The 25,400-nt window shown below is 59.3% G+C and carries 21 protein-coding genes and 1 tRNA gene; 8 read left to right on the forward strand and 14 right to left on the reverse strand.

What is annotated here, in order from left to right; genetic code table 11:
- Positions 1–105: 105 nt before the first annotated feature.
- Positions 106–1,506 carry a glutamate--tRNA ligase gene (gene gltX, locus ACR0C3_RS00835; RefSeq protein ID WP_480756683.1) on the reverse strand — a complete coding sequence of 467 codons (1,401 nt, stop codon included), beginning with the start codon at positions 1,504–1,506 and terminating at the stop codon, positions 106–108.
- A gap of 78 nt (positions 1,507–1,584) precedes the next feature.
- Here gltX and ACR0C3_RS00840 point away from each other — a divergent pair, with 78 nt between their 5' ends.
- Complete coding sequence (locus ACR0C3_RS00840) at positions 1,585–3,636, forward strand: ComEC/Rec2 family competence protein (RefSeq protein ID WP_480756684.1); 2,052 nt, start codon at positions 1,585–1,587, stop codon at positions 3,634–3,636.
- On the opposite strand, the gene lexA is transcribed toward ACR0C3_RS00840, so the two are convergent.
- The 6 genes from lexA to ACR0C3_RS00870 form a co-directional block, all read right to left on the reverse strand.
- Positions 3,630–4,328: a transcriptional repressor LexA gene (lexA, locus tag ACR0C3_RS00845; RefSeq protein ID WP_170373813.1), complete on the reverse strand. Its 699-nt coding sequence runs from the start codon at positions 4,326–4,328 to the stop codon at positions 3,630–3,632. The genes ACR0C3_RS00840 and lexA overlap by 7 nt on opposite strands.
- Positions 4,329–4,406: 78 nt before the next feature.
- Positions 4,407–5,579, reverse strand: a complete 1,173-nt coding sequence (locus ACR0C3_RS00850; protein WP_480756685.1) for a molybdopterin molybdotransferase MoeA — start codon at positions 5,577–5,579, stop codon at positions 4,407–4,409.
- The gene (gene moaC / locus ACR0C3_RS00855; RefSeq protein WP_170466778.1) at positions 5,576–6,049 is read right to left on the reverse strand and encodes a cyclic pyranopterin monophosphate synthase MoaC; all 474 of its coding nucleotides are present in this window, start codon (positions 6,047–6,049) and stop codon (positions 5,576–5,578) included. The genes ACR0C3_RS00850 and moaC overlap by 4 nt, the downstream gene beginning before the upstream one ends.
- Positions 6,049–6,861 (reverse strand): indole-3-glycerol phosphate synthase TrpC, encoded by an 813-nt coding sequence (trpC, locus tag ACR0C3_RS00860; RefSeq protein WP_480756686.1) that lies wholly within the window; start codon positions 6,859–6,861, stop codon positions 6,049–6,051. The genes moaC and trpC overlap by 1 nt, the downstream gene beginning before the upstream one ends.
- Complete coding sequence (trpD, locus tag ACR0C3_RS00865) at positions 6,858–7,877, reverse strand: anthranilate phosphoribosyltransferase (RefSeq protein ID WP_480756687.1); 1,020 nt, start codon at positions 7,875–7,877, stop codon at positions 6,858–6,860. Before trpD ends, trpC begins: the two co-directional genes overlap by 4 nt.
- Positions 7,874–8,455, reverse strand: coding sequence for an anthranilate synthase component II (locus ACR0C3_RS00870; RefSeq protein ID WP_170459279.1), 582 nt, complete (start codon positions 8,453–8,455; stop codon positions 7,874–7,876). The genes trpD and ACR0C3_RS00870 overlap by 4 nt, the downstream gene beginning before the upstream one ends.
- Positions 8,456–8,650: 195 nt before the next feature.
- Here ACR0C3_RS00870 and ACR0C3_RS00875 point away from each other — a divergent pair, with 195 nt between their 5' ends.
- Positions 8,651–10,057: a divergent polysaccharide deacetylase family protein gene (locus tag ACR0C3_RS00875; protein ID WP_480756688.1), complete on the forward strand. Its 1,407-nt coding sequence runs from the start codon at positions 8,651–8,653 to the stop codon at positions 10,055–10,057.
- A 53-nt stretch (positions 10,058–10,110) separates the two neighbouring features.
- On the opposite strand, the gene trpE is transcribed toward ACR0C3_RS00875, so the two are convergent.
- From trpE to fabI, 5 genes are all read right to left on the reverse strand, one after another.
- A complete protein-coding gene (gene trpE, locus ACR0C3_RS00880; RefSeq protein ID WP_480756690.1) occupies positions 10,111–11,622 on the reverse strand; it encodes an anthranilate synthase component I in 1,512 nt (503 codons plus the stop codon).
- 11 nt (positions 11,623–11,633) lie between these two features.
- Positions 11,634–13,475, reverse strand: a complete 1,842-nt coding sequence (locus tag ACR0C3_RS00885; protein ID WP_480756691.1) for a SurA N-terminal domain-containing protein — start codon at positions 13,473–13,475, stop codon at positions 11,634–11,636.
- A gap of 68 nt (positions 13,476–13,543) precedes the next feature.
- Positions 13,544–14,719, reverse strand: a complete 1,176-nt coding sequence (locus ACR0C3_RS00890) for an aminotransferase (protein WP_480756692.1) — start codon at positions 14,717–14,719, stop codon at positions 13,544–13,546.
- Positions 14,720–14,776: 57 nt separating this feature from the next.
- The gene (gene gpt, locus ACR0C3_RS00895) at positions 14,777–15,286 is read right to left on the reverse strand and encodes a xanthine phosphoribosyltransferase (RefSeq protein WP_480538387.1); all 510 of its coding nucleotides are present in this window, start codon (positions 15,284–15,286) and stop codon (positions 14,777–14,779) included.
- A 6-nt stretch (positions 15,287–15,292) separates the two neighbouring features.
- On the reverse strand, positions 15,293–16,099 hold the full coding sequence (gene fabI, locus ACR0C3_RS00900) for an enoyl-ACP reductase FabI (RefSeq protein ID WP_170458428.1): 807 nt from the start codon (positions 16,097–16,099) through the stop codon (positions 15,293–15,295).
- A gap of 136 nt (positions 16,100–16,235) precedes the next feature.
- Here fabI and pdxH point away from each other — a divergent pair, with 136 nt between their 5' ends.
- From pdxH to ACR0C3_RS00920, 4 genes are all read left to right on the forward strand, one after another.
- Positions 16,236–16,841: a pyridoxamine 5'-phosphate oxidase gene (pdxH, locus tag ACR0C3_RS00905; RefSeq protein WP_480756694.1), complete on the forward strand. Its 606-nt coding sequence runs from the start codon at positions 16,236–16,238 to the stop codon at positions 16,839–16,841.
- Positions 16,842–16,962: 121 nt separating this feature from the next.
- Entirely contained in the window at positions 16,963–17,490 is a 528-nt protein-coding gene (locus tag ACR0C3_RS00910; protein WP_170373801.1) for a cold-shock protein, read from the forward strand.
- 4 nt (positions 17,491–17,494) lie between these two features.
- Positions 17,495–17,962: a DUF192 domain-containing protein gene (locus ACR0C3_RS00915; protein ID WP_170688714.1), complete on the forward strand. Its 468-nt coding sequence runs from the start codon at positions 17,495–17,497 to the stop codon at positions 17,960–17,962.
- Positions 17,963–18,006: 44 nt separating this feature from the next.
- Positions 18,007–18,083, forward strand: a tRNA-Pro gene (locus ACR0C3_RS00920).
- Positions 18,084–18,092: 9 nt separating this feature from the next.
- On the opposite strand, the gene ACR0C3_RS00925 is transcribed toward ACR0C3_RS00920, so the two are convergent.
- The gene (locus ACR0C3_RS00925) at positions 18,093–18,527 is read right to left on the reverse strand and encodes a hypothetical protein (RefSeq protein ID WP_480756695.1); all 435 of its coding nucleotides are present in this window, start codon (positions 18,525–18,527) and stop codon (positions 18,093–18,095) included.
- 507 nt (positions 18,528–19,034) lie between these two features.
- Here ACR0C3_RS00925 and ACR0C3_RS00930 point away from each other — a divergent pair.
- Together ACR0C3_RS00930 and ACR0C3_RS00935 are read left to right on the forward strand one after the other, a co-directional pair.
- Entirely contained in the window at positions 19,035–22,649 is a 3,615-nt protein-coding gene (locus ACR0C3_RS00930) for a vitamin B12-dependent ribonucleotide reductase (protein WP_480756696.1), read from the forward strand.
- A 536-nt stretch (positions 22,650–23,185) separates the two neighbouring features.
- Complete coding sequence (locus tag ACR0C3_RS00935; protein WP_170717925.1) at positions 23,186–23,431, forward strand: EF-hand domain-containing protein; 246 nt, start codon at positions 23,186–23,188, stop codon at positions 23,429–23,431.
- 51 nt (positions 23,432–23,482) lie between these two features.
- On the opposite strand, the gene ACR0C3_RS00940 is transcribed toward ACR0C3_RS00935, so the two are convergent.
- Positions 23,483–25,027: a trimethylamine methyltransferase family protein gene (locus tag ACR0C3_RS00940; RefSeq protein WP_480756698.1), complete on the reverse strand. Its 1,545-nt coding sequence runs from the start codon at positions 25,025–25,027 to the stop codon at positions 23,483–23,485.
- Positions 25,028–25,400: the final 373 nt, after the last annotated feature.

The following is a 25,400-nucleotide window of genomic DNA, read 5'->3' on the forward strand; positions in this document are numbered from 1 at the left end:
GTGCGCAGGTCAGTTCATCGCCCTGACCTGCGGGCAATGACTGCGCGCGGGCGCGCAGCCCGGGTGTGTTAGCGGTACAGCGTTACCCGAATATGAAGATTGGGTTTAATCCGCTGCTTCAGAAAGCCGCGCCAGGGTTTCGTCGCGCCCCAGCACAAGCATCATGTCAAAAACCGAAGGAGTGACTGCCCGACCCGCCAATGCCGCCCGAAGCGGGCCTGCCAGCTTACCGAACTTGACCTCCTTTGCTTCTGCAAAGGAATTCAGAGCCTCCTCCAGCTCGTTCCGGGACCAGCTAACATTTTGCAGCTGCGGCGTCAATTCACTCAGTATACCATCGGATACAGATGAGAGTGCCTTTTGGGCTTTCTCATCGCACTCGATGGGGCGCGAGGTCAGTACAAAATGCGCTTTTTCAAGCAGTTCCGGGAAAGTCCGAGCGCGGTCCTTGAGACAATACATCGCGCTTTCCAGATCACTGGATTGTGTTTCTGAGAGAGGTGGCAGGTCGGCCGCCGCCAAGTATGCTTCGATTTCATGCCGCAGCGCAGCATCATCTGAGATCGCAATATGCTGGCCGCACAGGTTCTCGAGCTTTTTCAGATCGAACCGCGCCGGGCTTTTGCCGATTCCGCCCAGATCGAACCATTCTTTGGCCTGTTCATCCGTAAAGAACTCGTCGTCGCCGTGGCTCCAGCCGAGGCGGGCCAGATAGTTGCGCATCCCTGCGGCGGGGTAGCCCATCGCCTGATATTCCTGCGCGCCGAGGGCCCCGTGACGTTTCGACAACTTCTTGCCATCCGGCCCGTGAATTAGTGGGATATGAGCCCAAACCGGAACATCCCAGCCCATCGCCTCATAGATCATCATCTGGCGCGCGGCGTTGTTCAGGTGATCGTCGCCCCGGATCACATGGGTCACCCCCATGTCGTGATCATCCACCACAACCGCGAGCATATAGACCGGTGTCCCATCTGAGCGCAGCAGAATCATGTCGTCCAACTGGTCGTTCCGGATGGTCACGTCACCCTGCACTTGGTCACGGATCACCGTGGCGCCGTCCTGCGGGGCTTTGATGCGGATCACGAAGGGCATATCAGGATGCGTGGCCGGGTCGGCATCGCGCCATGGGCTGCGGAACAGGGTCGATTTACCCTCGGCCCGCGCCTGCTCACGAAAGGCCGCGATTTCGTCCTGGGTCGAGAAACACTTATAGGCTTTGCCCTCGGCCAGAAGCTGATGTGCCACTTCGGCATGACGCTCAGCCCCTTCAAACTGGCTGATGACATCTCCGTCATGATCCAGACCCAGCCACTCCATCCCCTGCAGGATGGCCGCCGTGGCCTCAGGGGTCGAACGTTCCCGATCCGTGTCCTCAATCCGCAACAGGAACTTACCGCCGCGTCCACGCGCATAGAGCCAGTTGAACAGCGCAGTACGCGCGCCGCCAATGTGAAGAAAACCGGTAGGCGAAGGGGCGAAACGGGTGACGACCTGATCGGACATTGTATTGATTAACCTTTTGGTAACCGCGATGGGCTTAGCTTGGCGCCTGTCTAACGAGCCTCAAGGACGGGGGCAACCATGCGTGTTCTCGCACAGGTCCGGTTGGCGCTGCTAAACCAGATCGGGTTTTTGTTTCCGTGGTCTCCGGTGTGTTTGGCCCTTGGGATCGGTCTCTATTTCGGATTGCGGTTCGAACCAGAGGGAACTTTGTACCTGGGTCTGGCCGTCGCAGGATTGGCTTTGATCGGCTTGAGTCGTGTGTTGCCTGCCGGATGGGGCGCGTTGGCAATCGGGGGGGTGCTGGTGGCGGCTGGCTTTTTGCTTGCGGGTGCCCGCGCCCACATGGTGGCGGAACCGGTTCTGTCATGGCGATACTATGGCCCTGTCGAGGGGAGGGTCGTCGCCATGGACCGCTCCGCCTCGGATGCGCTGCGATTGACGTTGGATCAGGTGCGGGTAGGGGACGTGCCAGAGCACCGACGTCCGCAGCGCATCCGTCTTTCCGTTCATTCCGAGGTCGGGCCCATCGCGCCGGGACAACGGATCATGACCACGGCGCATCTGTCCCCGCCGCAAGGCCCTGTCGAGCCCGGAGGGTTCGACTTCCGCCGTCACGCCTGGTTTCAGGGGCTGGGTGCCGTAGGGTACACGCGGGTTCCGGTGATGACTATTGCGCCGCCGCGGGACGCGTTGCAGGGCGTTCGGGTCTCGGCCATTCGCATAGCAATCTCGGACCACGTGCGCGCCCATCTTCCGGACGAGGTCGGAGGGTTCGCAGCCGCCGTCACGACAGGAGACCGGAGCGGCATGGGGGAAGACACGCTCGATGCGCTGCGCGCGTCAAACCTGGCGCATCTGTTGGCGATATCAGGCCTGCATATGGGGCTGCTGACCGGGTTTGTTTTCATGATTTGCCGCGTTGGGTTGTCTGCGATCCCCGCGCTAGCCCTCCGTTTGCCCGTCCGCAAACTTGCCGCTGGATGTGCGCTGGTCGCGGCTGTGATCTATCTGATGCTGTCCGGCGGCAACGTCGCGACAGAGCGGGCTTTTGTCATGGTCAGCGTCATGTTCGGAGCAGTTCTGATCGACCGTCGCGCCATTTCACTCAGGGCCGTCGCGGTGGCCGCATTGATCGTTTTGACCCTGCGCCCCGAAACCTTGCTCAGCCCCGGTTTCCAAATGTCGTTCGCGGCGACCACCGCCTTGGTCGCTGTGTTCGGAGCGCTGCGTGATTTCGGGCCCATGCCCGGGCAGAAATGGTCTAAAGCCGCTATTGGCCTTCTGATGTCATCAGCCATCGCTGGCCTTGCGACCGCACCAATCGGAGCGGCGCATTTCAATACGATGTCGCACTACGGTCTACTTGCGAATCTGCTTTCTGTACCGGTCATGGGGTCCGTCGTCGTCCCCGCGGCCGTTGTCGCGGCGCTGTTGTCGCCTTTCGGACTGGAGTGGATCGCGCTTGACGTTATGGGACTGGGACTGCGTTGGATTTTGATGATCGCGGAGTGGGTGTCCGGGTTGGACGGATCTCAGGGCTATGTGGTTGGTCCGCCTTGGTTTGTTCTGCCCATGATCGCTTTAGGGGCGCTCTGGCTTGCTTTGTGGCAAGGCCGAGCGAGATGGGTTGGGATGGCTCCGGTGGTCCTGGCCTTCGCGCTTTGGACTTCGGGTAACCGGCCTGAGGTTCTGATCGCCGAATCCGGTGGGCTGGTCGGCGTCATGACCACTGAGGGCCGCGCGCTCAGCAAAGAGAAGGGCAGCGGATTCGTGGCCACGGTCTGGCTTGAGAATGACGGAGACGGTCTGGCACAAGAGCTGGCGGCCAGTCGATGGCCGGGCCATGCGGATCGGGTTCAAAGGATCGCTCTGACTGGGGCAGAGGTGATCCACCTCACCGGCAAACGCGCGGCGCTTGAGTTTGACGAATGCAAAACCGGTCAGATTATTGTGTCTTCCGTCGATTTGAAGCTCAGTGGAGATTGCACCATTTTCGACCCGGATCGGCTGTATGAGACAGGAAGTCTGTCGATCTCAGGCGGCAAAATTACCTCAAGCGCCGAGATGATTGGCAATCGGCTGTGGTCCCCGAAATCCACGGGGACCCGCTCGAATGCTGGCAATCAGTAGGTCCGGATCAATCCGACCAGACGGCCCTGAACTTTGACCTTTTCCTGCGGCAGAACGCGGGTTTCGTAGGCGGGGTTCGCGGCCTCAAGCGCGATGGCTTTGCCACGGCGGAAGAACCGTTTCAGCGTCGCCTCCTGATCTTCGACCAAAGCAACAACGATATCGCCATTGTCGGCGGTTGACGTCTCACGGATCACCACAACGTCGCCGTCGTTAATCCCCGCGTCGATCATCGAATCTCCACGTACTTCAAGTGCGTAATGCGACCCCTGGCCCGAAACCATCGGGCCGGGCACCGCCACGTGGTGTGAGACATGGCTGATCGCCTCGATCGGAACACCGGCTGCGATCCGGCCCATGACTGGCAGTTCCATCGCGTCGACCGAGACCGGCTCGAAATTGGCAGGGCGCGGGCCTTCGGGCTTGTCGCCCTCGATCACGCGGGGGGTGAAGCCCGCCGTGGGCTCTCCGCCTAAGCTCTCTGGAAGTTTGACAATCTCAATCGCGCGGGCGCGGTGCGCCAGACGCCGGATAAAGCCGCGTTCTTCAAGCGCGGTGATCAGACGGTGAATGCCGGATTTGGATCGAAGGTCCAACGCCGCCTTCATTTCGTCAAAGCTGGGCGGAACGCCGTCTGCTTGTACGCGTTTGTGGATGAATTCCAGCAAATCCAGCTGCTTCTTGGTCAGCATCGCTCATACCTCGTCGCTTATGCGTTTGCATTTGTTCTACGCATGTTCACGTTTTGTGTCAACGATTTTGAGGATGTTCTACAGCGGCAGGTAGTGAACTTGGGTCCCTTCGGGCAAGGCCGGATCCTCGGGAGGGCGCGTCAGCAAAGCATTGGCGTCGGCCAGAACACTCAGCAAGGAACTGTCCTGATCCGCGCATGCCCGAATGCCGTTTTCATCGACGATAGCGCGCATGTAGTGTTCACGCGGACCATTGGCTGCAAGCGGTTCGGCCAGTACGGCTGTTTTGAACGGGTTGAGAACAGCTTCCAGCCCCAGCATTCGCCGTACCAGAGGAATAAGGAATAGATAGCCGCAAACCATTGCACTGACTGGGTTTCCAGGCAATCCGACCATCGCTGCATCCCCCATGCGACCGGCCATCAGAGGTTTACCCGGCCGCATCCGGATCTTGTAGAAGGACCGATCCATGCCCAACGCCTCGGAGACGTCGGAGACCAGATCATAGTCGCCGACAGATGCCCCTCCGATCGTGACCACCAGATCCGCACCCTTGGCCAGCCCAAAGGCGGTTTCCAGCGACGATGCGGTATCCTGCGCGATGGGGAGGATGCGAACATGCGCGCCTTCACGCTCCAACAGCGCCTTCAAACCGAACGTATTCGACGCGATGATCTGATCCGGACCCGGAACCTCTCCGGGCATCACCAACTCATCCCCGGTCGAGATCAACGCGATCTGAGGTTTCCGTGTTACGGGGACCTGAGGGATATTCATCGCCGCCATAAGCGCCATGTCTTCAGGGCGGATCACGCGCGGGGCGGTGATTGTCGTGCCCTTGGTGAAGTCAATTCCAGCAGGTCGGATGTTGGTTTTCTTACCGGGGTCATCGCTGATGGTGATTAGGTCGCCCTTACGGTCGACATCTTCCTGAATCACAACAAAATCAGTACCTTCCGGCACTGGCGCACCGGTGAATATCCGCACGGCTTGACCTGGACCTACCGCGCCGTCAAAGCGATTTCCGGCTGCCGATTCACCCACCAGCTTGAACATGGCGTGGAGTTCGACCTCGGCCGCCTTGACTGCATAGCCATCCATGGATGAGGCCGCGAAAGGCGGTTGATCGCGCGTTGCGCTCACGTCCTGCGACAGGATACGACCTGCGGCCTCGGCCAGAGGGACAGTTTCTGAGGGAAGCGTTTCAACCAGATCAAAAAGCAGGGCGCGGGCGTCTTCGACAGTGATCATGTCGCTTCGTAACGCCCTGATTTGCCGCCATCTTTCAGCAAAACGCGAATACCGCCGATCTCCATCGCTTTGTCGACTGCCTTGGTCATGTCATAGACTGTTAGCGCTGCAGTCGACACGGCGGTCAGGGCCTCCATCTCAACGCCTGTCTGGCCCGAGGTCTTGACGGTTGCCTCGATCTGAACGCCGGGCAGGTCAGGGTCAAGCGTCAACTCGACCGCGACCTTGGTCACCGGCAGGGGGTGGCAAAGCGGGATCAGGTCCGGGGTTTTCTTGGCCCCCATGATCCCCGCAAGCCGTGCGATACCCAGAACGTCACCTTTCTTAGCGCGACCTTCTGAAATCAAATCAAAGGTTTCCCGGGCCATCTTGATGTGACCAGCGGCCACGGCCACGCGGTCGGTCACCTCCTTGTCCGAGACATCGACCATATGAGCCTGTCCCTGGGCATCAAAATGGGTGAGCGGCATCACATCACTCCGGGGATCAGCGGGTTGGAGAGGATGTGGCGGGTGGCCGAGGTGACATCATCCTGCCGCATCAGGCTTTCGCCGATCAGGAAGCACCGCGCGCCGTAGCGAGCGATATCCGCCAGATCCTCGGGTGTGCTCAAGCCGCTTTCACAGACGATGGTGCGATCGCCGGGCACCAGCTTGGACAGGCGGCGCGTTGTATCCAGAGTGGTCTCGAAGGTCTTGAGATTGCGGTTATTAATCCCGATCAGTGGGCTCTTGAGTTCTGTTGCGCGCTCCAGCTCTTCCTGATCGTGAACCTCGATCAGGACGTCCATACCCCAGTCAAACGCTGTCTGCTCCAACTCCGCGGCCTGAGTGTCCTCGACCGAGGCCATGATGATAAGGATGCAGTCGGCGCCCAAGGCACGTGCCTCGATGACCTGATAAGGGTCATACATAAAATCCTTGCGCAGCGCGGGCAGGTTGGTCGCGGCACGCGCGGCGGTCAGATACTCTTTCGCACCTTGGAAACTGGGCGTATCGGTCAAAACCGACAAACAGGCTGCGCCGCCGTCTTCATAGGCCTTTGCCAGAGCCGGGGGGTCAAAGTCTGGCCGGATCAAACCTTTGGACGGGCTGGCCTTTTTTACCTCGGCAATCAGGCCATAGCCAGACCGGGCGGCTTTACGCAGAGCTTCGGCAAAGCCGCGAACCTCGGGTGCGTTTCTGGCTTCGCTTTCGAGCTCATCCAGGGCTTTCTGTGCCTTGTCCGCTTCGATTTCTTCCAGCTTGTAGGCTTTGATTTTGTCCAGAACGGTCTCGGTCATGCGGCTTCCTGTGTGATCCGCGCCAGCGCGGTTACTTTTTCTTTTGCTTTGCCACTGTCGATGCTTTCAGCAGCCATTTCAACACCTTCGCGCAGACTTGTCGCGGCATCAGCAACGACCAGAGCGGCCGCTGCGTTCAACAGCGTCGCATCGCGATAGGCCGAGGGCGCGCCGTCGAGCAAGGCACGGAACGCGACGGCGTTGTCTTCCGGTGTGCCGCCGACGATGTCTTCGAATGGATGGACGGGCAGACCGGCATCTTCGGGATGCAGTTCGACCTCCTTGATGCGGTCGTCTTCCAAAGCGGCGACCCAGCTTATGCCTGTGATCGTCAGTTCATCCGTGCCGTCCGAGCCATGTACAAGCCACGCGCGCTCGGACCCCAGCAGGCCCAGCGTTTCGGCCATAGGTCGGATCAGATCGCGCGTGAAGGCACCGGTGAGCTGGCGTTTGACGCCCGCAGGGTTGGTCAACGGCCCGAGAATGTTGAAGATCGTACGGGTTCCGAGCTCCTGCCGCGAGGGCATGACATGGGCGATCGCAGGGTGATGCATGGGGGCCATCATGAAACAGATACCGGCCTCATTCATCGCCTTTTCAACAACTTGAGGGCCGACCATCACGTTGATCCCCATCTGCGACTGCAGATCAGCAGTCCCCGATTTCGAGCTGAGGTTGCGGTTGCCGTGTTTGGCGACCGTCACACCGGCCCCGGCAGTCACAAAGGCCGTCGCGGTGGAAATGTTGAGGGTGTGCTTGCCATCACCGCCCGTTCCGACGATGTCCATCGCGCCCTCGGGTGCCTTCACCGCGTTGCATTTGGCGCGCATCACGGCGGCGGCGGCGGCGTATTCCTCGACCGTTTCGCCGCGTGTGCGCATTGCCATCAACAGACCGCCGATTTGGCTGGGCGTGGCTTCACCGTCGAAAAGGATGGCAAAGGCCTGCTCGGCCTCGGCACGGGTCAGAGGGCGGTCGGCGGACGCTCCGATCAGCGGTTTCAGGGCGTCGCTCATGCGGGGACTTTCAACTCTTGCAGGAAGTTCTTGAGCAAGGCGTGGCCATGCTCGGACGCGATGGATTCCGGGTGGAACTGAACACCGTGGATGGGCAGCTCTTTATGCTGCAGCCCCATAATGGTGCCGTCTTCCAGCTCTGCCGTAATCTCAAGGCAGTCGGGCAAGCTCTCGCGTTCAACCACCAGCGAGTGATAGCGCGTGGCCTCAAAGGGCGAAGGAAGCCCAGCGAAAACACCTTTGCCGGTGTGGTTCATGGTGCCCATCTTGCCATGCACGATCTCATGGCAGCGCACGACCTTGCCGCCAAAAGATTGCCCGATGGTCTGGTGCCCTAGGCATACACCCAAAAGCGGAGTTTTGGTCTCGGCCGCAGCTTCGGTCAGGGCAAGACAGATTCCCGCCTGATCCGGGTCGCAGGGGCCGGGGCTCAGCAGGATACCGGCGGGATTCATCGCCATGGCCTCTTGCACATCCAGCGCATCATTCCGGCGAATGACCATTTCGGCCCCAAGTTCGCCCAGATAATGCACCAGGTTGTAGGTAAACGAGTCGTAGTTGTCGATCAGCAGCAGCATTTGGCACTTGTCTTCGCTTGGGCATTTCAGGCTGGCGATGCAGCCCCGGGCCACGGTATAATGTCGGGACATACATGCTCAGGCTTGTGAGGCAGCGTCAAGAGGACATCCCGTTCTTGACCCGCCATCAGGTCGAGCGCCACAAAAGATGGCGCAGGATGGGCGAGGCAAGATTAAAGTCGAGAGGCACGAGCAATGCGTGGATTTTTCGGAGGAATGATCGTCGGGGCGGTCGTTGTTTTGATCGTGGGGGTGATGTTGTCGCTCAACACGCCGCTGGCCAATAAGCCGGTGGTCAAGACCCAGGCTCCCGAACCGGTAGATGTCGAAACACCCGAAGCACCGGAACAAATCGCTGAGACCCCGTCGGACGCGGATCTTGTCGAACTGCCGCCTGCTGGGCCGAAACCCGCCGAAGCGCCGGATGAGGCGCTTGATTTGTCCGATCTGGAAACGGTGCCCGACGAACAGCCCGTCGTGGCTGAGGCCGAGGACGCGTTGCAGGAACCTCAGGCCGAAGACCAAACCAGCGTAACCGTCATCACCGACGCGCCGGCTGCGCCTCAGGCACCCAGTACCGCCCCCGCCTTACCGGAAACAGACGCGGCGCCGGTTGTTGTGGATGAAGCCCCGGAACCCTCTGCCGAGCCAGAAGATGTGGCGACGCTTTTGCCTGAACTGCCGTCGCAGCTTGCACCGGAAGAGGCTGAGCTGGATGAAGAGAATCCTTTTGAAAACAGCCCAATCGCTGTGGAAGGGGATGAGGATACTCTGCCCCGCAATCTGCCCAAGCTGGCCGCACTCCCCCAGATTGGCGGAGAGGGCACGACCTCGACCAACTCACTGGTCGGCACGCGCGTTGTCCCCCTGACCGAACGGGACGATGCCCCGGTCGAAACCGATGAAGCAGTCGTAGAAGAGACGACCGGAAAGCCGATCGAGGACTACGCTGCCAGCTTTGAAAACCCTGAAGCCAAACCGCTGATGTCGATTATCCTCATCGATGATCAGGGCTCTTTCGGAGCCGAAGCGTTGCAGGATTTCCCATATCCCGTCAGCTTCGCGATCAGCCCATCCGACCCCGACGCCGCCGAGAAAATGGCCCGCCACCGCGCCGCCGGGTTTGAGGTTCTGGCCATGGCCGATCTGCATGAATCCGCCAGCGCGCAGGATGCCGAGGTGTCTATGGCCGTATGGCTGGACACGCTGCACGAGACGGTAGGTATTCTGGAAGGGGTCGAAAGCGGAATTCAGGGCAACCGGAAACTGGCCGATCAGGTTGCGTCGATTGCGGCGGCCACCGGTCGCGGGTTGATCACGCAGGATAACGGGCTGAACACGGTTCAGAAATTGGCCGCACGCAATGGGATCCCTTCGGGCGTCGTGTTCCGCGATATTGATGGCGCACGGCAGGATCCGAAGATCATGCGCCGTTTCCTGGATCAGGCCGCGTTCCGTGCCGGGCAGGAGGGGACGGTTGTGATGCTGGGACGCGTTCGCCCCGAGACGATCTCGGCTCTGCTGCTGTGGGGGCTTGAGGATCGCGGCAACCGGGTTGCCATGGCGCCGATTTCGGCGGTTATGAAACGCGAAGTTCAGTAACGTTTCCGCAGAAAAGGGAAGGGCGGTTGATCCTGTGATCAGCCGCCCTTTCTTTATGAGTTGCGGTTGCCCGTGAACCGGGCCGCATCCGCCGCCGCCCTTCGTATGGCGTTGGATTTATGGACGGTTTCCATGTACTCGGCCTCGGGGTCGCTGTCGTAGACCACGCCGCCACCGGCCTGAATATAAAGCTTGTGATCCTTCACGATGGCCGTACGCAGGGCGATACACATATCCATGTCGCCGCCCGCACTGAAATACCCAACACCGCCGCCATAAACGCCGCGTTTTTCAGGCTCCAGCTCATCAATGATCTCCATCGCGCGCACTTTGGGCGCGCCTGACACGGTGCCCGCAGGCATCCCGGCAAAGAACGCATCCAGCGCGTCTTTGTCTTCGGCCAGTTCTCCGACCACGTTCGAGACGATGTGCATTACGTGGCTGTAGCGTTCGATGATGAATTCTTCGGTCGGGCGAACGGTGCCAATCTTGGCGACGCGGCCGGTGTCGTTGCGACCCAGATCCAGCAGCATCAGGTGCTCGGCCAGTTCTTTTTTGTCGGCCAGCAGGTCTAGTTCGTTCGCTTTATCCTCTTCCGGGGTCGCGCCACGCGGGCGCGTACCGGCGATCGGGCGGATCGTCACTTCGCTGCCGAAGACGCGCACCAGAATCTCGGGGCTCGCGCCCACGACCTGAAAGTCGCCAAAGTTGAAATAGAACATGAAAGGCGACGGGTTGGTGCGGCGGAGTGATCGGTAGAGCGCAAAAGGCGGCAGCGGGAAGTCTTGCGTCCAGCGTTGGGCTGGGACGACCTGAAAGATATCACCCGCGCGGATGTACTCCTTGGCCTTTTCGACCGCCTCCATATAGCCGGATTTGGTGAAATTCGACACAGGTGGCGCGACCTCATGCGCTTCGCCCAGATCGCGTGTTTCAGCAGGCATGGCGCGTTCCAGATCACGCACCGCGTCCATCACGCGCTCGGCTGCCTGCGCATAGGCGGCCTTGGCCGATTGGCCATCGGTCACCCACGCCGGGGACACGACGGTCACTTCGCCCTTAACACCGTCCAGCACCGCAATGACCGAGGGGCGTTGCATGATGGCGTCGGGCAAGCCCAGCGGGTCGGGGTTCACATCGGGCAGATATTCGACCAGACGGACCATGTCATAGCCCAGATAGCCGAACAGCCCAGCCGCCGCCTGAGGCAGATCATCGGGCAGGTTGATGCGGCTTTCGGCTAGCAGCGCGCGCAAGTTGTCCATAGGATTGCCGTCTTGCGGCGTGAAGGCTTCGCCATCGAACCGGGCCGAGCGGTTCAGCTCGGACTTCTCGCCCCGGCAACGCCAGATCAGATCAGGCTTCATACCGATGATCGAGTAGCGCCCGCGTACCTCGCCTCCGGTGACCGATTCCAGCACAAAGGCATCCTTCTGCACCCCTGTCAGTTTCAGCATCAGCGAAACAGGCGTGTCGAGATCGGCCGCAAGCCGCGTATAGACGACCTGGTTTTCGCCCGCATCATAAGCGCGCGCAAAGCTTTCATATTCGGGTGTCAGGGCCATTTGGGTCTCGTTTAGTAACTCGCCTGCACGGCGTTCAGGGCCTGCTGGTCGACAACCGGGCGTGCGCGGGTTTGGGCATCGCGCACATAGGCGTCAAAGATGTTCTGCGCCAGCGCCTGATTCATCTGCGCGGACAGAGCGTCGCTCAATTGACGCAGCTCATCGCTTTCTGCCGGGGGCAGAACTTCGTCCAGACGGACGATCAGGGCAGTTCCTTCGCCGCCAATGACGCGCAGGTCGCCCGGCTCCATCTCGAAGACTTCGTTCATGAAGTTTGCGGGGACATCATCCAGAAAGGCAGTCCGTGTCAGGGCGTTTTCCACGCGGAACGGCAGGCCGGTGGCGGTGAAATCGCCATCCGTTGCCAAGGTTGTGACGACAGAATTGGCCTGCTCTTGCAGTGCTTTTGCTGTCTCGGCGGCAATCCAGGCAGCGGCGACGCGGTCACGGGCGCTTTCCAGAGGCTCCGGGCGTGGCGCCAGTTCTTCGTTCAGACGCAGAGCGAAAATCGAGCCGTCTTCCAGAAAGTCGATCTCGGGGAAGTCGCCGTCGCGTACTGCCTCGGCCGCGCTGCGGAAGCCGTCATAGGCGGCAACTTCATCCACACTGTCGCGGGTCCAGTCGATTTGGCCCAGCTCCATGTCGGTTTCCTGGGCCAGCTCTTCGAGCGTGGCACCACCGGCGAGCATATCGTTGATGTCTTCGGATTGTGCTTCGATCAAACGACGCGCGCGGTCCGAGGCCAGTTCTTCCCGCAAAGCAGGCTCGGCATCCTCGAACGGGACGTTGTTGGCCGCCAGTGAGCCGTTGATGCGGAACAGCGCCGGGCCGAACACGGAAGGCAGAGGGCCAACGACCGAGTCCAACTCCGCGGCAAAGACCTCATCCGCGGCCTCGCCCAGATCGTCGCGGGTCACGTCGCCCAGATCAATGTCGCTCAGCTCAAGCTCGCGTTCGCGCACGAGTTGCTCGAAGGTGGTGCCGCCGACCTCAAGCTGGGCTTTGGCGTTGTTCGCGGCGTCTTCATCCGGGAAGTTCAGGCGTTCGACCAAGCGGCGCTCGGGCTGTTGGTATTCGTCGGCGCGCTCATCATAGAGGCGGCGCAGCGTGTCCTCATCTACCTCGACCGTATCAAGCAGCATTTCTGGCGACAGGATCGCATAGGTCAGACGCTTGGTGCGGGGCAGGGTGAATTGGTCGGTGTTCTCGTCGTAGTAAGCCTGGATTTGCGCATCTGTCGGATCGCCGACTGGTGTTTCCAGCGCATCCGTGCCCAAAGTCGCCACGGTAAAGCTACGGCGCGCGCCGATGTAATTTGTCAGAGTGTCGGTTAGCGTCGCAGGCATTTCGACGCCCCCGATGATCGCGCCCTGTACGATGGTGCGCGAGGATTCCTTTCGCAGGTCCGATTCGAACTCGGTATCCGTCATCCCGATCTGTTCCAGTTGAAATCGATAGGCTTCGCGGTCGAACGTGCCATTTACGCCCTGAAAGGCCGGGATAGAGACGATCTCGTCTTGCAAGTTCTCGTCGCCAATGGACAGGCCCAGTTGACCAACCTCGTTATCAAGCGCGGCCAGAGCGGTCAGGCGGGACAGGGCGAGCTGTTCCAGACCCAGTTCGCGCGCCTGAGACATCTGCAGGGCTTGGCCGGTCTGCGCCTCAACCGCGCGGATTTCGCGTTGAAGCTCACGGACATAGGCGTCGACCGAGATGCTCTCATCCCCGACCTGCGCAACCGTGCGGATGGTGCCGGTCAGGCTGGTGGCGCCAAACCCTGCGAGGCCTACAAACAGAAGGCCCATCAGAATCCAGACAAAGGTTTTCGAGATGCTGTTTTTGCCTGCGGCCATGATGCCCTCTTACTGCTTGCCCTGTTGGTTGCGGCCCTGAATACGACGGGCACCGCCGGGGGGCAAGCTTAGAAGGACAGAGCCTGCAACCGGTCGAACAATTGGGCGATCCCGGCGCGGTCGAGATTGGCGAATGCGATGCGCACCTGACGTTTTCCAGCCGGGTCATGATCAGGCATGAACATGGTGCCGGGCAGCAGCAGGATGCCGGCCTCAGACACCAGTCTTTGCGCCAGCTCGTCCGACGGGAGGTCAAACGGGTGTTCGAGATAGGCGAAATAGGCACCAAGACCCAGCAGGCGCCAACCTTTGGCCTCGAGCTGCGGCATGCCCTCAGCAATCGCTGCACGGCGGTCGAGGATTTCGTCTCGCTCTCCGGCAAGCCATTGCGACAGGTTCTGCACGCCCCACAAGGCGGCAAACTGGCCGATCTGACCGGGACAGATGGCAACGGTATCGAGAAATTTCTCGGCCTCTGAAAGCAAGCTTGTGCTGGTTGCAATCGCGCCAACACGATGTCCGGTCAGACGGTAGGCTTTTGAGAAGGAATAGAGATGCACCAGCGTCTCATCCCAGCCGGGCTTTTGGAACAGGTCATGCGGAGGGCCACTGCGGCTGTCAAAATCGCGGTAGGTTTCATCGACCAGCAGACGAATGCCTGCCTCGTGCGCGAGATCGTAGAAGGCGCTGACCAGTTCGGCGGGGTATTCGACGCCGCCCGGGTTGTTTGGTGTTACAAGAGAAATGGCGCGGGTTTTATCGGTGATCACAGCGCGCGCCGCCTCTGGGTCGGGCAGCAAATCGTCGCCCGTGGGCAGGTCAACGGCCCGCACACCTGCCATGTCCAACCACATTTTATGATTGAAATACCATGGGGTTGGGAGGATGACCTCATCCTCTTCGTCAGTGAGTGCCGAAATCACGGCGGAGAACGCCTGATTGCAACCCGATGTTATGGCGATCTGATCTGCTGAAACCTGCCCGGCATAGTGATTGCTGATTTGCGCGGCCAATTCGGCGCGCAGATCGTGATTGCCGAGCACAGGCCCATAAAGATGGGCGCTGTCTTCAGTCACCGCGAACTCTGCCATGGCCTGCCGCATGGAAAGTGGCGGAGGGTCTACCGGTGCGGCCTGGCTGACATTGATCAGGGGCCGGTCGTCGGGAAACAAGACTCCGTCCAACCAACGCCGCGCCTCCATCACTGGTGGCGGGAAGGTGGACCGGGTGCGTGTTTGGGACATGGCAGCATCTCTGCGAGGCTCTGCCTCGCGCTCCGAGGTATTTTAAAACAGAAGAAGTTAGTCGGTGCCGCGGTAGGGCTCGACATATTGCAGGGCCATATCCCAGGGGAAAAAGATCCACGTGTCCTGGCTGACCTCGGTGATGAACGTGTCCACCATAGGGCGGCCCTTGGGCTTGGCATAGACGGTCGCGAAATGCGCCTTGGGGTACATCGCACGCACCAGTTCTAGCGTTTTGCCGCTATCGACCAGATCGTCGATGATCAGAACGCCTTCACCATCGCCCATCAAGCCAGCATCGGGGGCCTTCAGGACTTCGGCTTCGCCCTGTTCCTGATGGTGATACGAGCGGACGCTGATAGTATCGACGGTGCGGATGTCCAGCTCGCGGCTGACGATCATGGCAGGGGCCATGCCGCCGCGGGTGATCGCAACAACGGCGCGCCATGCCCCGTCATCCGGGCCTTGACCATCCAGCCGCCACGCCAGAGCGCGCGAGTCGCGGTGAATTTGGTCCCAGCTGATGTGGAAGCCTTTTTCGTGGGGCAGGCGATCTTTGGCGCTCATGCTATCTTAACCCTTTTCAACGTCCGGGGCATCGACGGCTTTCATGCCAACGATGTGATACCCCGAATCCACGTGCAGATTCTCTCCGGTGACGCCGCTGCTGAGGTCAGACAGCAGATACAGGGCCGAGTTGCCAACATCGTCGATGGTCACGTTGCGGCGCAGGGGCGAGTTGTATTCGTTCCACTTCATGATGTAGCGGAAATCTCCGATGCCGCTGGCGGCCAGTGTCTTGATCGGGCCTGCCGAGATCGAGTTGACGCGGATACCGTCCTTGCCCAGATCTTCGGCGAGATACTTGACCGACGCTTCAAGCGCGGCCTTGGCGACGCCCATCACGTTGTAGTGTGGCATGACCTGCTCGGCACCGTAATAGGTGAGCGTAATGGCACTGCTGCCCTCGGACATCATCTTTTCGGCCCGCTGCATCACGGCGGTGAAGGAATAGACGGACACATCCATAGTTAGTTTGAAGTTTGCTCGGCTGGTGTCGACATAGCGGCCGCGCAGCTCATTCTTGTCTGAGAAGCCGATGGCGTGGACAACGAAATCTAGTTTGCCCCATTTCTCTTCCAGTGAGGTGAACAGAGCGTCGATCGAGGCTTCGTCGCTGACATCACATGGCAGGACGATTTCACTGCCGAGTTGCGCTGCCAGAGGGTCGACACGTTTTTTCAGAGCATCGCCTTGATAAGAAAAAGCCAACTCGGCCCCGGCGTTGGACAAGGCGCGGGCGATTCCCCATGCGATTGATTTGTCATTGGCCAGTCCCATGATGAGGCCGCGTTTTCCGGCCATCAACTGATTTGACATGATTGGTTCTCCGCCTGTCGTCGCGTTATGTTGCGATGGGTTTATGCCATTGACTGCCCTGCTTCAAGGCCGTGTGGTCTTGCCCGCGGCGGGTAATCGCCCTAGGCTTCCGTCAAATACTTTCCAGGGGATGGAAATGACCGAGCGTGATGGCAATTTTGCTGGCTCCGATCCGTTTGAAATAGCGGCGCGGTGGTTGGGTGAGGCCGAACAGAATGAACCGAATGACCCGAACGCGATTGCGCTGGCGACCGTTGACAAAGACGGCATGCCGAACGCGCGCATGGTACTTTTGAAAGACATCGAGCCGGAGGCCTTTGTTTTCTATACCAACTATGAAAGCGCCAAGGCGGCTGAGTTGGATCAGGCTGAAAAAGCCGCTTTTGTCATGCATTGGAAATCTTTGCGGCGTCAGATTCGTGTTCGTGGTATAGTCAGTCGGGAAAGCGGGCCCAAGGCGGATGAATATTATGCGTCACGGTCGCTGAAAAGTCGGCTGGGTGCTTGGGCGTCTAAGCAGTCGCAACCCCTGAGCAGCCGAACGGCCCTGATGGCCGAGGTTGCCAAGGTGACGGCAAAACTTGGATCCAATCCGCCGCGCCCTCCATTTTGGGGAGGATACCGGTTGGTTCCGACTGAAATTGAATTCTGGGCCGACGGCGCATTTCGCCTGCATGATCGGTTCAGATGGCGGAGGGCTGATCCGGGTTCCGCTTGGGATGTGCAGAGGTTAAATCCATGACGTTCACGTATCGCGAAATGCAACAGACCGAAATCAAAGGTTTTTTTCAGCTTGAATTTGCCTGCCATTGCCATAAAAACCGAAACCTTAACGCACTACTAAATCATTCGATGGGAACACCGTGCCTGAAGACCTGAACAACATGTACCGCGTTCGTGGACACGTAAAATGGTTCGATCCCGCAAAGGGATACGGGTTCGTTGTGTCTGATGAAGGCGGCCCGGATATTCTGTTGCATGTGAACGTGTTGCGGAATTTCGGGCAGAGCTCGGTTGCCGATGGGGCAGGCATCGAGATCATGACCCATCGCACAGATCGCGGTGTTCAGGCCGTCGAAGTTGTTGCTGTTGATCCTCCGGTGCGCGCCGACTCAATGATGTTGGCTGACTTTGCCGAGCTGGATCCGGCGGCGATTGCGGCGGCGCCTTTGGAAGCTGCACGGGTGAAATGGTTCGACAAGGGCAAGGGATTCGGATTCGCCAATGTGTTCGGCCGGGATGAGGATGTGTTTTTGCATATCGAAGTTCTCCGCCGTTCTGGCCTTGCCGATCTGCAGCCGGGCGAGGCGTTGGCCATGCGGGTGATTGATGGCAAACGGGGCCGTATGGCGGCTCAGGTCTTGGCTTGGGAAGCGGCGCTGGATCACTAACACCATGATGCGGTTTTGGGCTTCTCTGGCAGTATGCGTGACGTTTCTGGCAGAAAGCGTGGCCGCCGAATGTCGTCCTGACCGGGTAGAGTTGCGCAACGATCAGACTCATGTCCGATTTGATGTTGAACTGGCCGTGACCGGTCCCGAGAAATCGCGCGGGCTGATGTTCCGCGAGCACTTACCGAACCGGTCTGGCATGCTCTTCGTCTACGATCCACCGCAACAGGTGGCGTTCTGGATGAAGAACACACTGATTCCTCTGGACATGATTTTCGTCGATCACTCGGGCGTTGTGACCCGCGTGCATGAAGGTGCGATTCCCGGTGATCTGACTCCGATTGAAGGGGGCGGCGACATCTTTGCCGTGCTTGAAATCAACGCCGGTTTGTCCGCGCGTTACGGCATTCAGCCCGGCACCCAGATGCGGCACGAAATTTTTTCACAAGCGAGTGCGATTTGGCCCTGTTAGGGCTTTTCAAATCAGATCAGCATCGTTAGGAACGTCGCACGGTTCGGGGCGTGGCGCAGTCTGGTAGCGCACCTGTTTTGGGTACAGGGGGTCGTAGGTTCGAATCCTGCCGCCCCGACCACTTCTTCACTTATGTTGGTGAACCACCCATCGCTTGGTAGAGCGCGCTCAGCGCTTTATCCAGCGTTTTGCTTTCAACGGGAACTTCGACGGTTGCGCCGCTTTTCTGCGGCACATGAAAGAACAGCCGCGCATCCACGCGGTACCCGCCAGAGGTTTTGGTTGAGGTCATGCGCATGATACTCTGCGGCAGATCCTCGGGCGAGCCATCATAGCTGAGAATCAAAAAGGCTGTGGTATCCGGTGGTAGAAACTCGCGGCACTCATAAGAATTGGCGTCGATTTTCTGGAAGGTTTCGCCGGGGCCGTCGCAACTGGTCTGGAAGGTTTCGAACAACCTGTCGGGGTAGGCGCTGAATTGAGCGCTACGCGACGCCGTTGGCAATTCTTGCGCTGTGCAGGCCGCGATTAGGGCGCCTATCGGGGCGAGGTGAAGCAACTTCATCGTTTTGCCTGCTCTTTGTTCAATGGGTTGACGCAAGGATATGGCCGAAAGGCCACAATATGATTCCCTGCCAGCTTAGCCAGCACAGGTCTGGATGATCAAACCCGGATAACCATGCTGGTATAAAAGGCAATTTCATGTGGCCGGTTTTGCGATCGGCGTCGTCTCGCCGTGGATCACTCTGTGGAGGAATCAGATCTCCATGCACCCGACAAACAGGTCAACACAAAAGATTTCAAAAATGACTTAAAAAGGTCGTTGACCTGATATGCAAAGATACGCCAGATTGTATGGGCCGAATATGACGCCACTACATCTGGTATGAAAGCCGGAGAGGGCGCAGGGCAGGGACGGAACGCACACGAGTACATTTGTGCAACCGCAGCGGCGGTATCGCGCTCATACGGGCAGCGGTTGGTCCTTTGCGTCTGTCAAGTTCGGCATTGCTAGTGGCTTTGCATTTCCCAAGCCGCAGCGAGGGTAGACGGACATTAAAAGGCGGCGGACATGAAGATTGAAAGAAAATTTACCAAATCAGGGCAGGATGCGTATGCGGACCTCGATTTCGTCTCGGCAACGTCCGAGATTCGAAACCCTGACGGCACAATTGTTTTTCGTCTGGACAATATCCAGGTCCCCTCAAGCTGGAGCCAGGTGGCCAGTGATGTCATCGCACAGAAATACTTCCGTAAGGCGGGCGTTCCCAGCAAGCTGAAGAAGGTCAAAGAAAAGGATGTACCTGAGTTCCTGTGGCGCTCGGTCCCGACTGACGATGCCGAGTTCGAAGGTGAGACATCTTCGAAGCAGGTGTTTGACCGTTTGGCAGGCGCTTGGGCCTATTGGGGCTGGAAGGGTGGCTATTTCTCAACCGAGGAAGACGCGGGCGCCTATTTTGACGAAATGCGCTACATGCTAGCGACCCAGCGCGCCGCGCCGAACTCGCCGCAATGGTTCAACACCGGTCTGCACTGGGCTTACGGGATCGACGGCCCGGCACAGGGACATCACTATGTCGACTATAAAACCGGCAAACTGACCAAGTCGAAATCCGCTTACGAGCATCCGCAGCCGCATGCGTGCTTCATCCAGTCCGTCGATGATGATCTGGTGAACGAAGGCGGCATTATGGATCTGTGGGTGCGCGAGGCGCGCCTGTTCAAATATGGCTCGGGAACAGGCACCAATTTCAGCCATCTGCGTGCAGAAGGCGAAGCGTTGTCGGGTGGCGGCAAGTCCTCGGGCCTCATGGGCTTTCTCAAGATCGGCGACCGCGCCGCTGGCGCGATCAAATCAGGCGGGACAACCCGTCGAGCAGCAAAGATGGTGATCGTCGATGCGGATCACCCGGACATCGAGCAATTCATCGAATGGAAGGTGATCGAAGAGCAGAAGGTGGCCTCGATCGTTGCCGGATCGAAGATGCACGAGAAGATGCTGAACGGCATTTTCGAGGCCATCCGCAGCTGGGACGGCGCGCAGGACGATGCGTATGATCCCAACAAGAATGATAGTTTGAAGAAAGCGGTGCGTGAGGCCAAAAAGGTCGCGATCCCCGAGACTTACATCAAGCGCGTGCTGGACTATGCGCGGCAGGGTCACGACAGCATCGAATTCCCCACCTATGACACGGACTGGGATTCGGAAGCCTACAGCTCGGTCTCGGGTCAGAACTCGAATAACTCGATCCGCGTGACCAACGCGTTTCTGACCGCTGTTGAGAAAGACGCCGATTGGGAGTTGATCAACCGCACCGACGGCAAGGTCGCCAAGACCGTAAAGGCACGCGATCTGTGGGAGAAAGTCGGCCACGCAGCATGGGCTTGCGCTGATCCGGGCATCCAGTTCCATGACACGGTCAATGAATGGCACACATGCCCAGAAGATGGTGAGATTCGCGGCTCGAACCCGTGTTCGGAATACATGTTCCTGGACGATACGGCCTGTAACCTGGCGTCCATGAACCTGCTGACCTTCCTGAAGGATGGTGAGTTCCAGGCGGCCGATTACATGCATGCGGCGCGCCTTTGGACCCTGACTCTGGAAATCTCTGTGACCATGGCGCAGTTCCCGTCGAAGGAAATCGCCAAACTCTCCTATGATTTCCGTACCTTGGGTCTGGGCTATGCGAACATCGGCGGCCTCCTGATGAACATGGGCTACAGCTACGACTCGGACGAGGGTCGGTCGATCTGTGGCGCGCTTACTGCAATCATGACCGGTGTGGCTTATGCGACCTCTGCCGAGATCGCCGGAGAGCTGGGTCCGTTCAAGGGTTATGAGCGCAACGCGGACCACATGCTGCGCGTCATTCGCAACCACCGCCGTGCAGCGCAAGGCGTGACCAATGGATATGAGAAACTGGCCGTAAAGCCGGTGCCTCTGGACCACAGCAACTGCCCGGACAAGCGTCTGATCGATCTGGCCATGTCGGCCTGGGATGAGGCTCTGAGCCTGGGTGAGAAACACGGCTACCGAAACGCGCAGGCCACCGTGATCGCACCGACCGGCACCATCGGTCTGGTGATGGATTGCGACACCACCGGGATCGAGCCTGACTTTGCCCTGGTCAAGTTCAAGAAACTGGCCGGGGGCGGTTACTTCAAGATCATCAACCGCTCGGTACCGTCGGCGCTGGAGAAGCTGGGCTATTCCTCGTCTCAGATTGAAGAGATCGTGGGCTATGCGGTTGGGCACGGCACGATCGGAAACGCGCCGGGGATCAACCACACCTCGCTGACCGGCCATGGTTTTGGCCCGAATGAGCTGGCTAAAGTAGACGCCGCGCTGGAAAGCGCCTTCGACATCCGGTTCGTCTTCAACCAGTGGACACTGGGTGAGGATTTCTGCACCGGCGTTCTGGGCATCCCGGCAACCAAGCTGAACGATCCGACCTTCGACCTCCTGCGCCATCTGGGCTTTACCAAGGCGGATATCGACGCGGCGAACGACCACGTCTGCGGGACCATGACGCTGGAAGGTGCGCCGCATCTGAAGGAAGAGCACTATTCGATCTTCGATTGCGCCAACCCGTGTGGCAAGAAAGGCAAGCGTTTCCTTGGGGTTGATAGCCACATCACCATGATGGCGGCAGCGCAGAGCTTCATCTCGGGCGCGATCTCGAAGACGATCAATATGCCGAATGACGCGACCATTGAGGATTGCCAGAAGGCATACGAACTCAGCTGGTCGCTGGGTGTAAAGGCGAACGCGCTGTATCGTGATGGCTCGAAACTGTCGCAGCCTTTGGCGGCGGCGCTGGTCGAGGATGACGACGAAGCTGCGGAAGTGCTGGAAAGCGGCTCGACGCAGGAAAAAGCCGTCGTTCTGGCCGAAAAGGTGATCGAGAAGGTTGTGGTCAAGGAAATGATCCGCAGCCACCGCGAGAAACTGCCCCATCGCCGCAAGGGTTATACCCAGAAGGCGATCGTTGGTGGCCACAAGGTTTACCTGCGGACCGGTGAGTTTGAAGACGGCAAGCTGGGCGAGATCTTCATCGACATGCACAAGGAAGGCGCGGGCTTCCGGGCGATGATGAACAACTTTGCCATCGCGGTGTCGGTCGGCCTGCAATACGGCGTGCCGCTCGAGGAATTCGTCGACGCCTTTACGTTCACCAAGTTCGAACCGGCTGGGATGGTGCAGGGCAACGACTCGATCAAGAACGCGACTTCGATCCTGGACTATATCTTCCGCGAATTGGCCGTGTCCTACTTGGACCGCACCGATCTGGCCCATGTGAAACCTGAAGGCGCGAGTTTTGATGATCTTGGGCGTGGTGAGGAAGAAGGGGTCTCGAATGTCTCCGAGATCAGTGACACTGCGGCGTCCAAATCTTTGGAAGTGTTGAAGCAAATCAGCTCGACCGGATATCTGCGGAAGCGCCTGCCACAGGACCTGGCGATGTTCAACCCGCAGGCCGAACTCAACGGAATGTCCGAACCGGCAGCCGCGTTTGAAGCGCCGGCGGAAACGGCCGTGGCGACCGGCATGGACGCACGGACCAAAGCCAAAATGCAGGGCTATGAGGGAGACCCCTGCGGCGAATGCGGAAACTACACGCTGGTGCGCAACGGCACCTGCATGAAGTGCAACACCTGCGGCGCGACAAGCGGGTGTAGCTGAGTTTAGCGCCCCGGCAACCCGGGGTGCAGGGGTCGGTCGCTGCCTTATGTACCGGCCCCGACGAATACGGAGCATGGCGCTGAGACTTACCATCAAAGCCATGTTCCACTCGGCCGACATGCCCGTGTTGGCCGGGAACAGGGTGGGGCGGAATATTGCTCCCTCCCACTCTTTCACGGGGCGGGTGCGCTCGCCCCATGCGCAGTCCAGGCCGCAGGCAAAAAAATACCGGGCGGTCAACGAAATGAGCCTGGAAGGCGAAACTGACAGGGGGCTTCGGCCCCCTTTCTTTTTGTCCAACGACCGGCCGCTAAGCTAAGTTTTGCCGGATCACCTCAAAACCGTCGGGCAAGTTCTGCCGAGGCGCGATGGGGGATTTTTGCCCGGCAACAAGCCGCAGAGGCGACTCGGCCAAACACGCGGAGATTGGCGCGAAGTGGCCTCGATCTCGCTATGCGGGTGACGCTGCCCCAATCCTGAGGTTTCTTGCGCTCGTCCGGACGCAAAATCCAAATATTCACTCAGGAGGCAAACTTATGACACCGAAATATCTGACCGCTCTGGCGGCTGTAGCACTCGCACTGCCCAATCTGGCTGCCGCGCAATCGGCTGCCGACGCAAATGGAGACGGCGTGCTGACCATCGAAGAGGTTCAAGCCGTCGTGCCCGAGGTTAACGCTGATACGTTCTCGGCCATGGATGCAAATGGGGATGGCGCATTGGATGCGGATGAAATCGCCATCGCGCAAGAAGCCGGTTTGCTGCCCCCAAGCAACGGCTAATCGCTGACGTAAAACGGCGGCCCGAGTAAAATCGGGCCGCTTTTCAATTTCTTACAGCGGTAAGTGAATGTTGAATTTGGCGCGAATTTCCGCGTCCAGCAGAGGGTCGAAATTCGCTGCAGACGGGCTAGAGAGGATTTCGTTTTTGCGCGCGATTGCCTTTTCGATCAGGTCAGGCTTGTCCAATTCGGCCCATTCTTTGGGTGAGGTGCGGTCGCCGAAGGTTGGATAAACATAGTCCGCCTGCATCCGGCTGAGCGTCGCATCCGTACCGAGATAGTGGCCGGGCCCGCCAATACACACCTCAGCGATCTGATCCAGCGCCAGAGTTTCGTCCGACACTTCGATCCCACGCACGCAACGCTGCGCTTGTCCGATCAGGTCGTCGCCCAGGATCAGGCTTTCAAGACAGAACCCAAGAAGGGACGCATGCATACCGGCGGCCTCATAGATCATGTTGGCACCAGACAGGCCGGTCATGACGTTCGAACACATCTGCTCCCACCCGGCCTGCATGTCGGGCAGTTTCGAATCCGATGCTCCGGCGGCGGTTCCGCCCGGAAGGTTGTAGAAGTTGTGCATCTGGGCGCATCCCGCGCTCAGCAGCGCCTGTTCGCCCGATCCCACGGACATCGCCCCGGTGCGCAAGTCCAGACCGAAGGGCCAAGTGCCAAAGACGGCGGGCGCGCCAGGAACTACGGCATTTACGTAGACCAGACCGGCCAGACATTCTGCGGTCGCTTGAGTGATGGCGCCTGCGATGGTCGACGGTGCGGTTGCTCCGGCCATGCCAGCAGACAGCAACAGGACCGGCATCCCGGCTTTGATGACCGCTTCCATGACTTCGCAGCTTTCGGTTGCGAATTTCATGGGTGGAACAACAAAGCAGTTCGAGTTCGAGATAAACGGACGTTCGCGCCATTTGTCCTCGCCGCCGGCGATCATGTGGATCATCTCCATCGCCGGGGCAACGTGGCTGGGTTCGGTAAAGGAGGTGCCGATATGTTTAAACGTACCCGCGCATGCCGCGTAGATCGTGTTCAGGTCCATCTCGAGGTTGTCGGCGATGTCACGGCACACCATGGGGCGCTGAACGAAGTGGATATTGTCGAGCTGCTCGCAGATGCGAGAAGCATCGTGCAGGTCCTGCACGGTCGAGTCGCGGTAATTCCGCCCATCCACGTCGACCATGCTGACCGCGGCACCCGCCGTGCCGTAGTGAACCTTTGTCCCGCTCAGCTCCAGATCGGTCTTGCCGTTTCGACTATACAAAGTGACCGAGCGGTTTGCTTTGGCGATGGTGTCTTCGACCAATGCACGCGGGAAACGAATGCGCCCATCGTCACCCAGAGTGCAGCCAGCGCCCACCAGATAGTCGATCCCGCTTTGCGGAGCGTCCGCCAGCCCGATGGTTTCCAGAGCCTGAAGCGCCGCTTCGTGAATACGCTCCATCTGCGCTTGGGTCAGAGGCTTGTAGGTGCCGCCCTCCATCCCCGGGCGGACCGGGCGCAAGTGGTCGGGCAGGGCCGCGGCGCGGGCAGCACGACGCGCTGCGCGTCCGCCAGTTCTTGCAGAGCTGCGAGTTTGTTCGTTCATTATGGCTATCCGATTATTCAGGTGATTGAGATTACGATCAAAATCAGACCTGTGCTGGGCGTCCCCGTGCCGCACGACCACGATCCGCGCCAATCGTGCGGCTGATCAGACGTATTTTCCAAACTTCGTTGGGCATTCAATTCCTCGGGCTTGCAGACCCATCCTGAGCAGCGTTGGATTTAAGTCTGTTCTGTTTGCGACCTCGCTGTCAATTATGTTGCTTTCTCGGTCGCATGACGTTTGCCCATTGTCTTTTCCACAGGACTGCTTTTATTGTGTCCGAACGGGCTTGGCGATTTTGACGCCCATAAGTCCCGCTTTTTTGAGTTTCGCTGCTGTGCCGCATGTGATGATCGATCTTTCACGGCATGGC

Source organism: Ruegeria sp. CK3 (assembly GCF_056536565.1).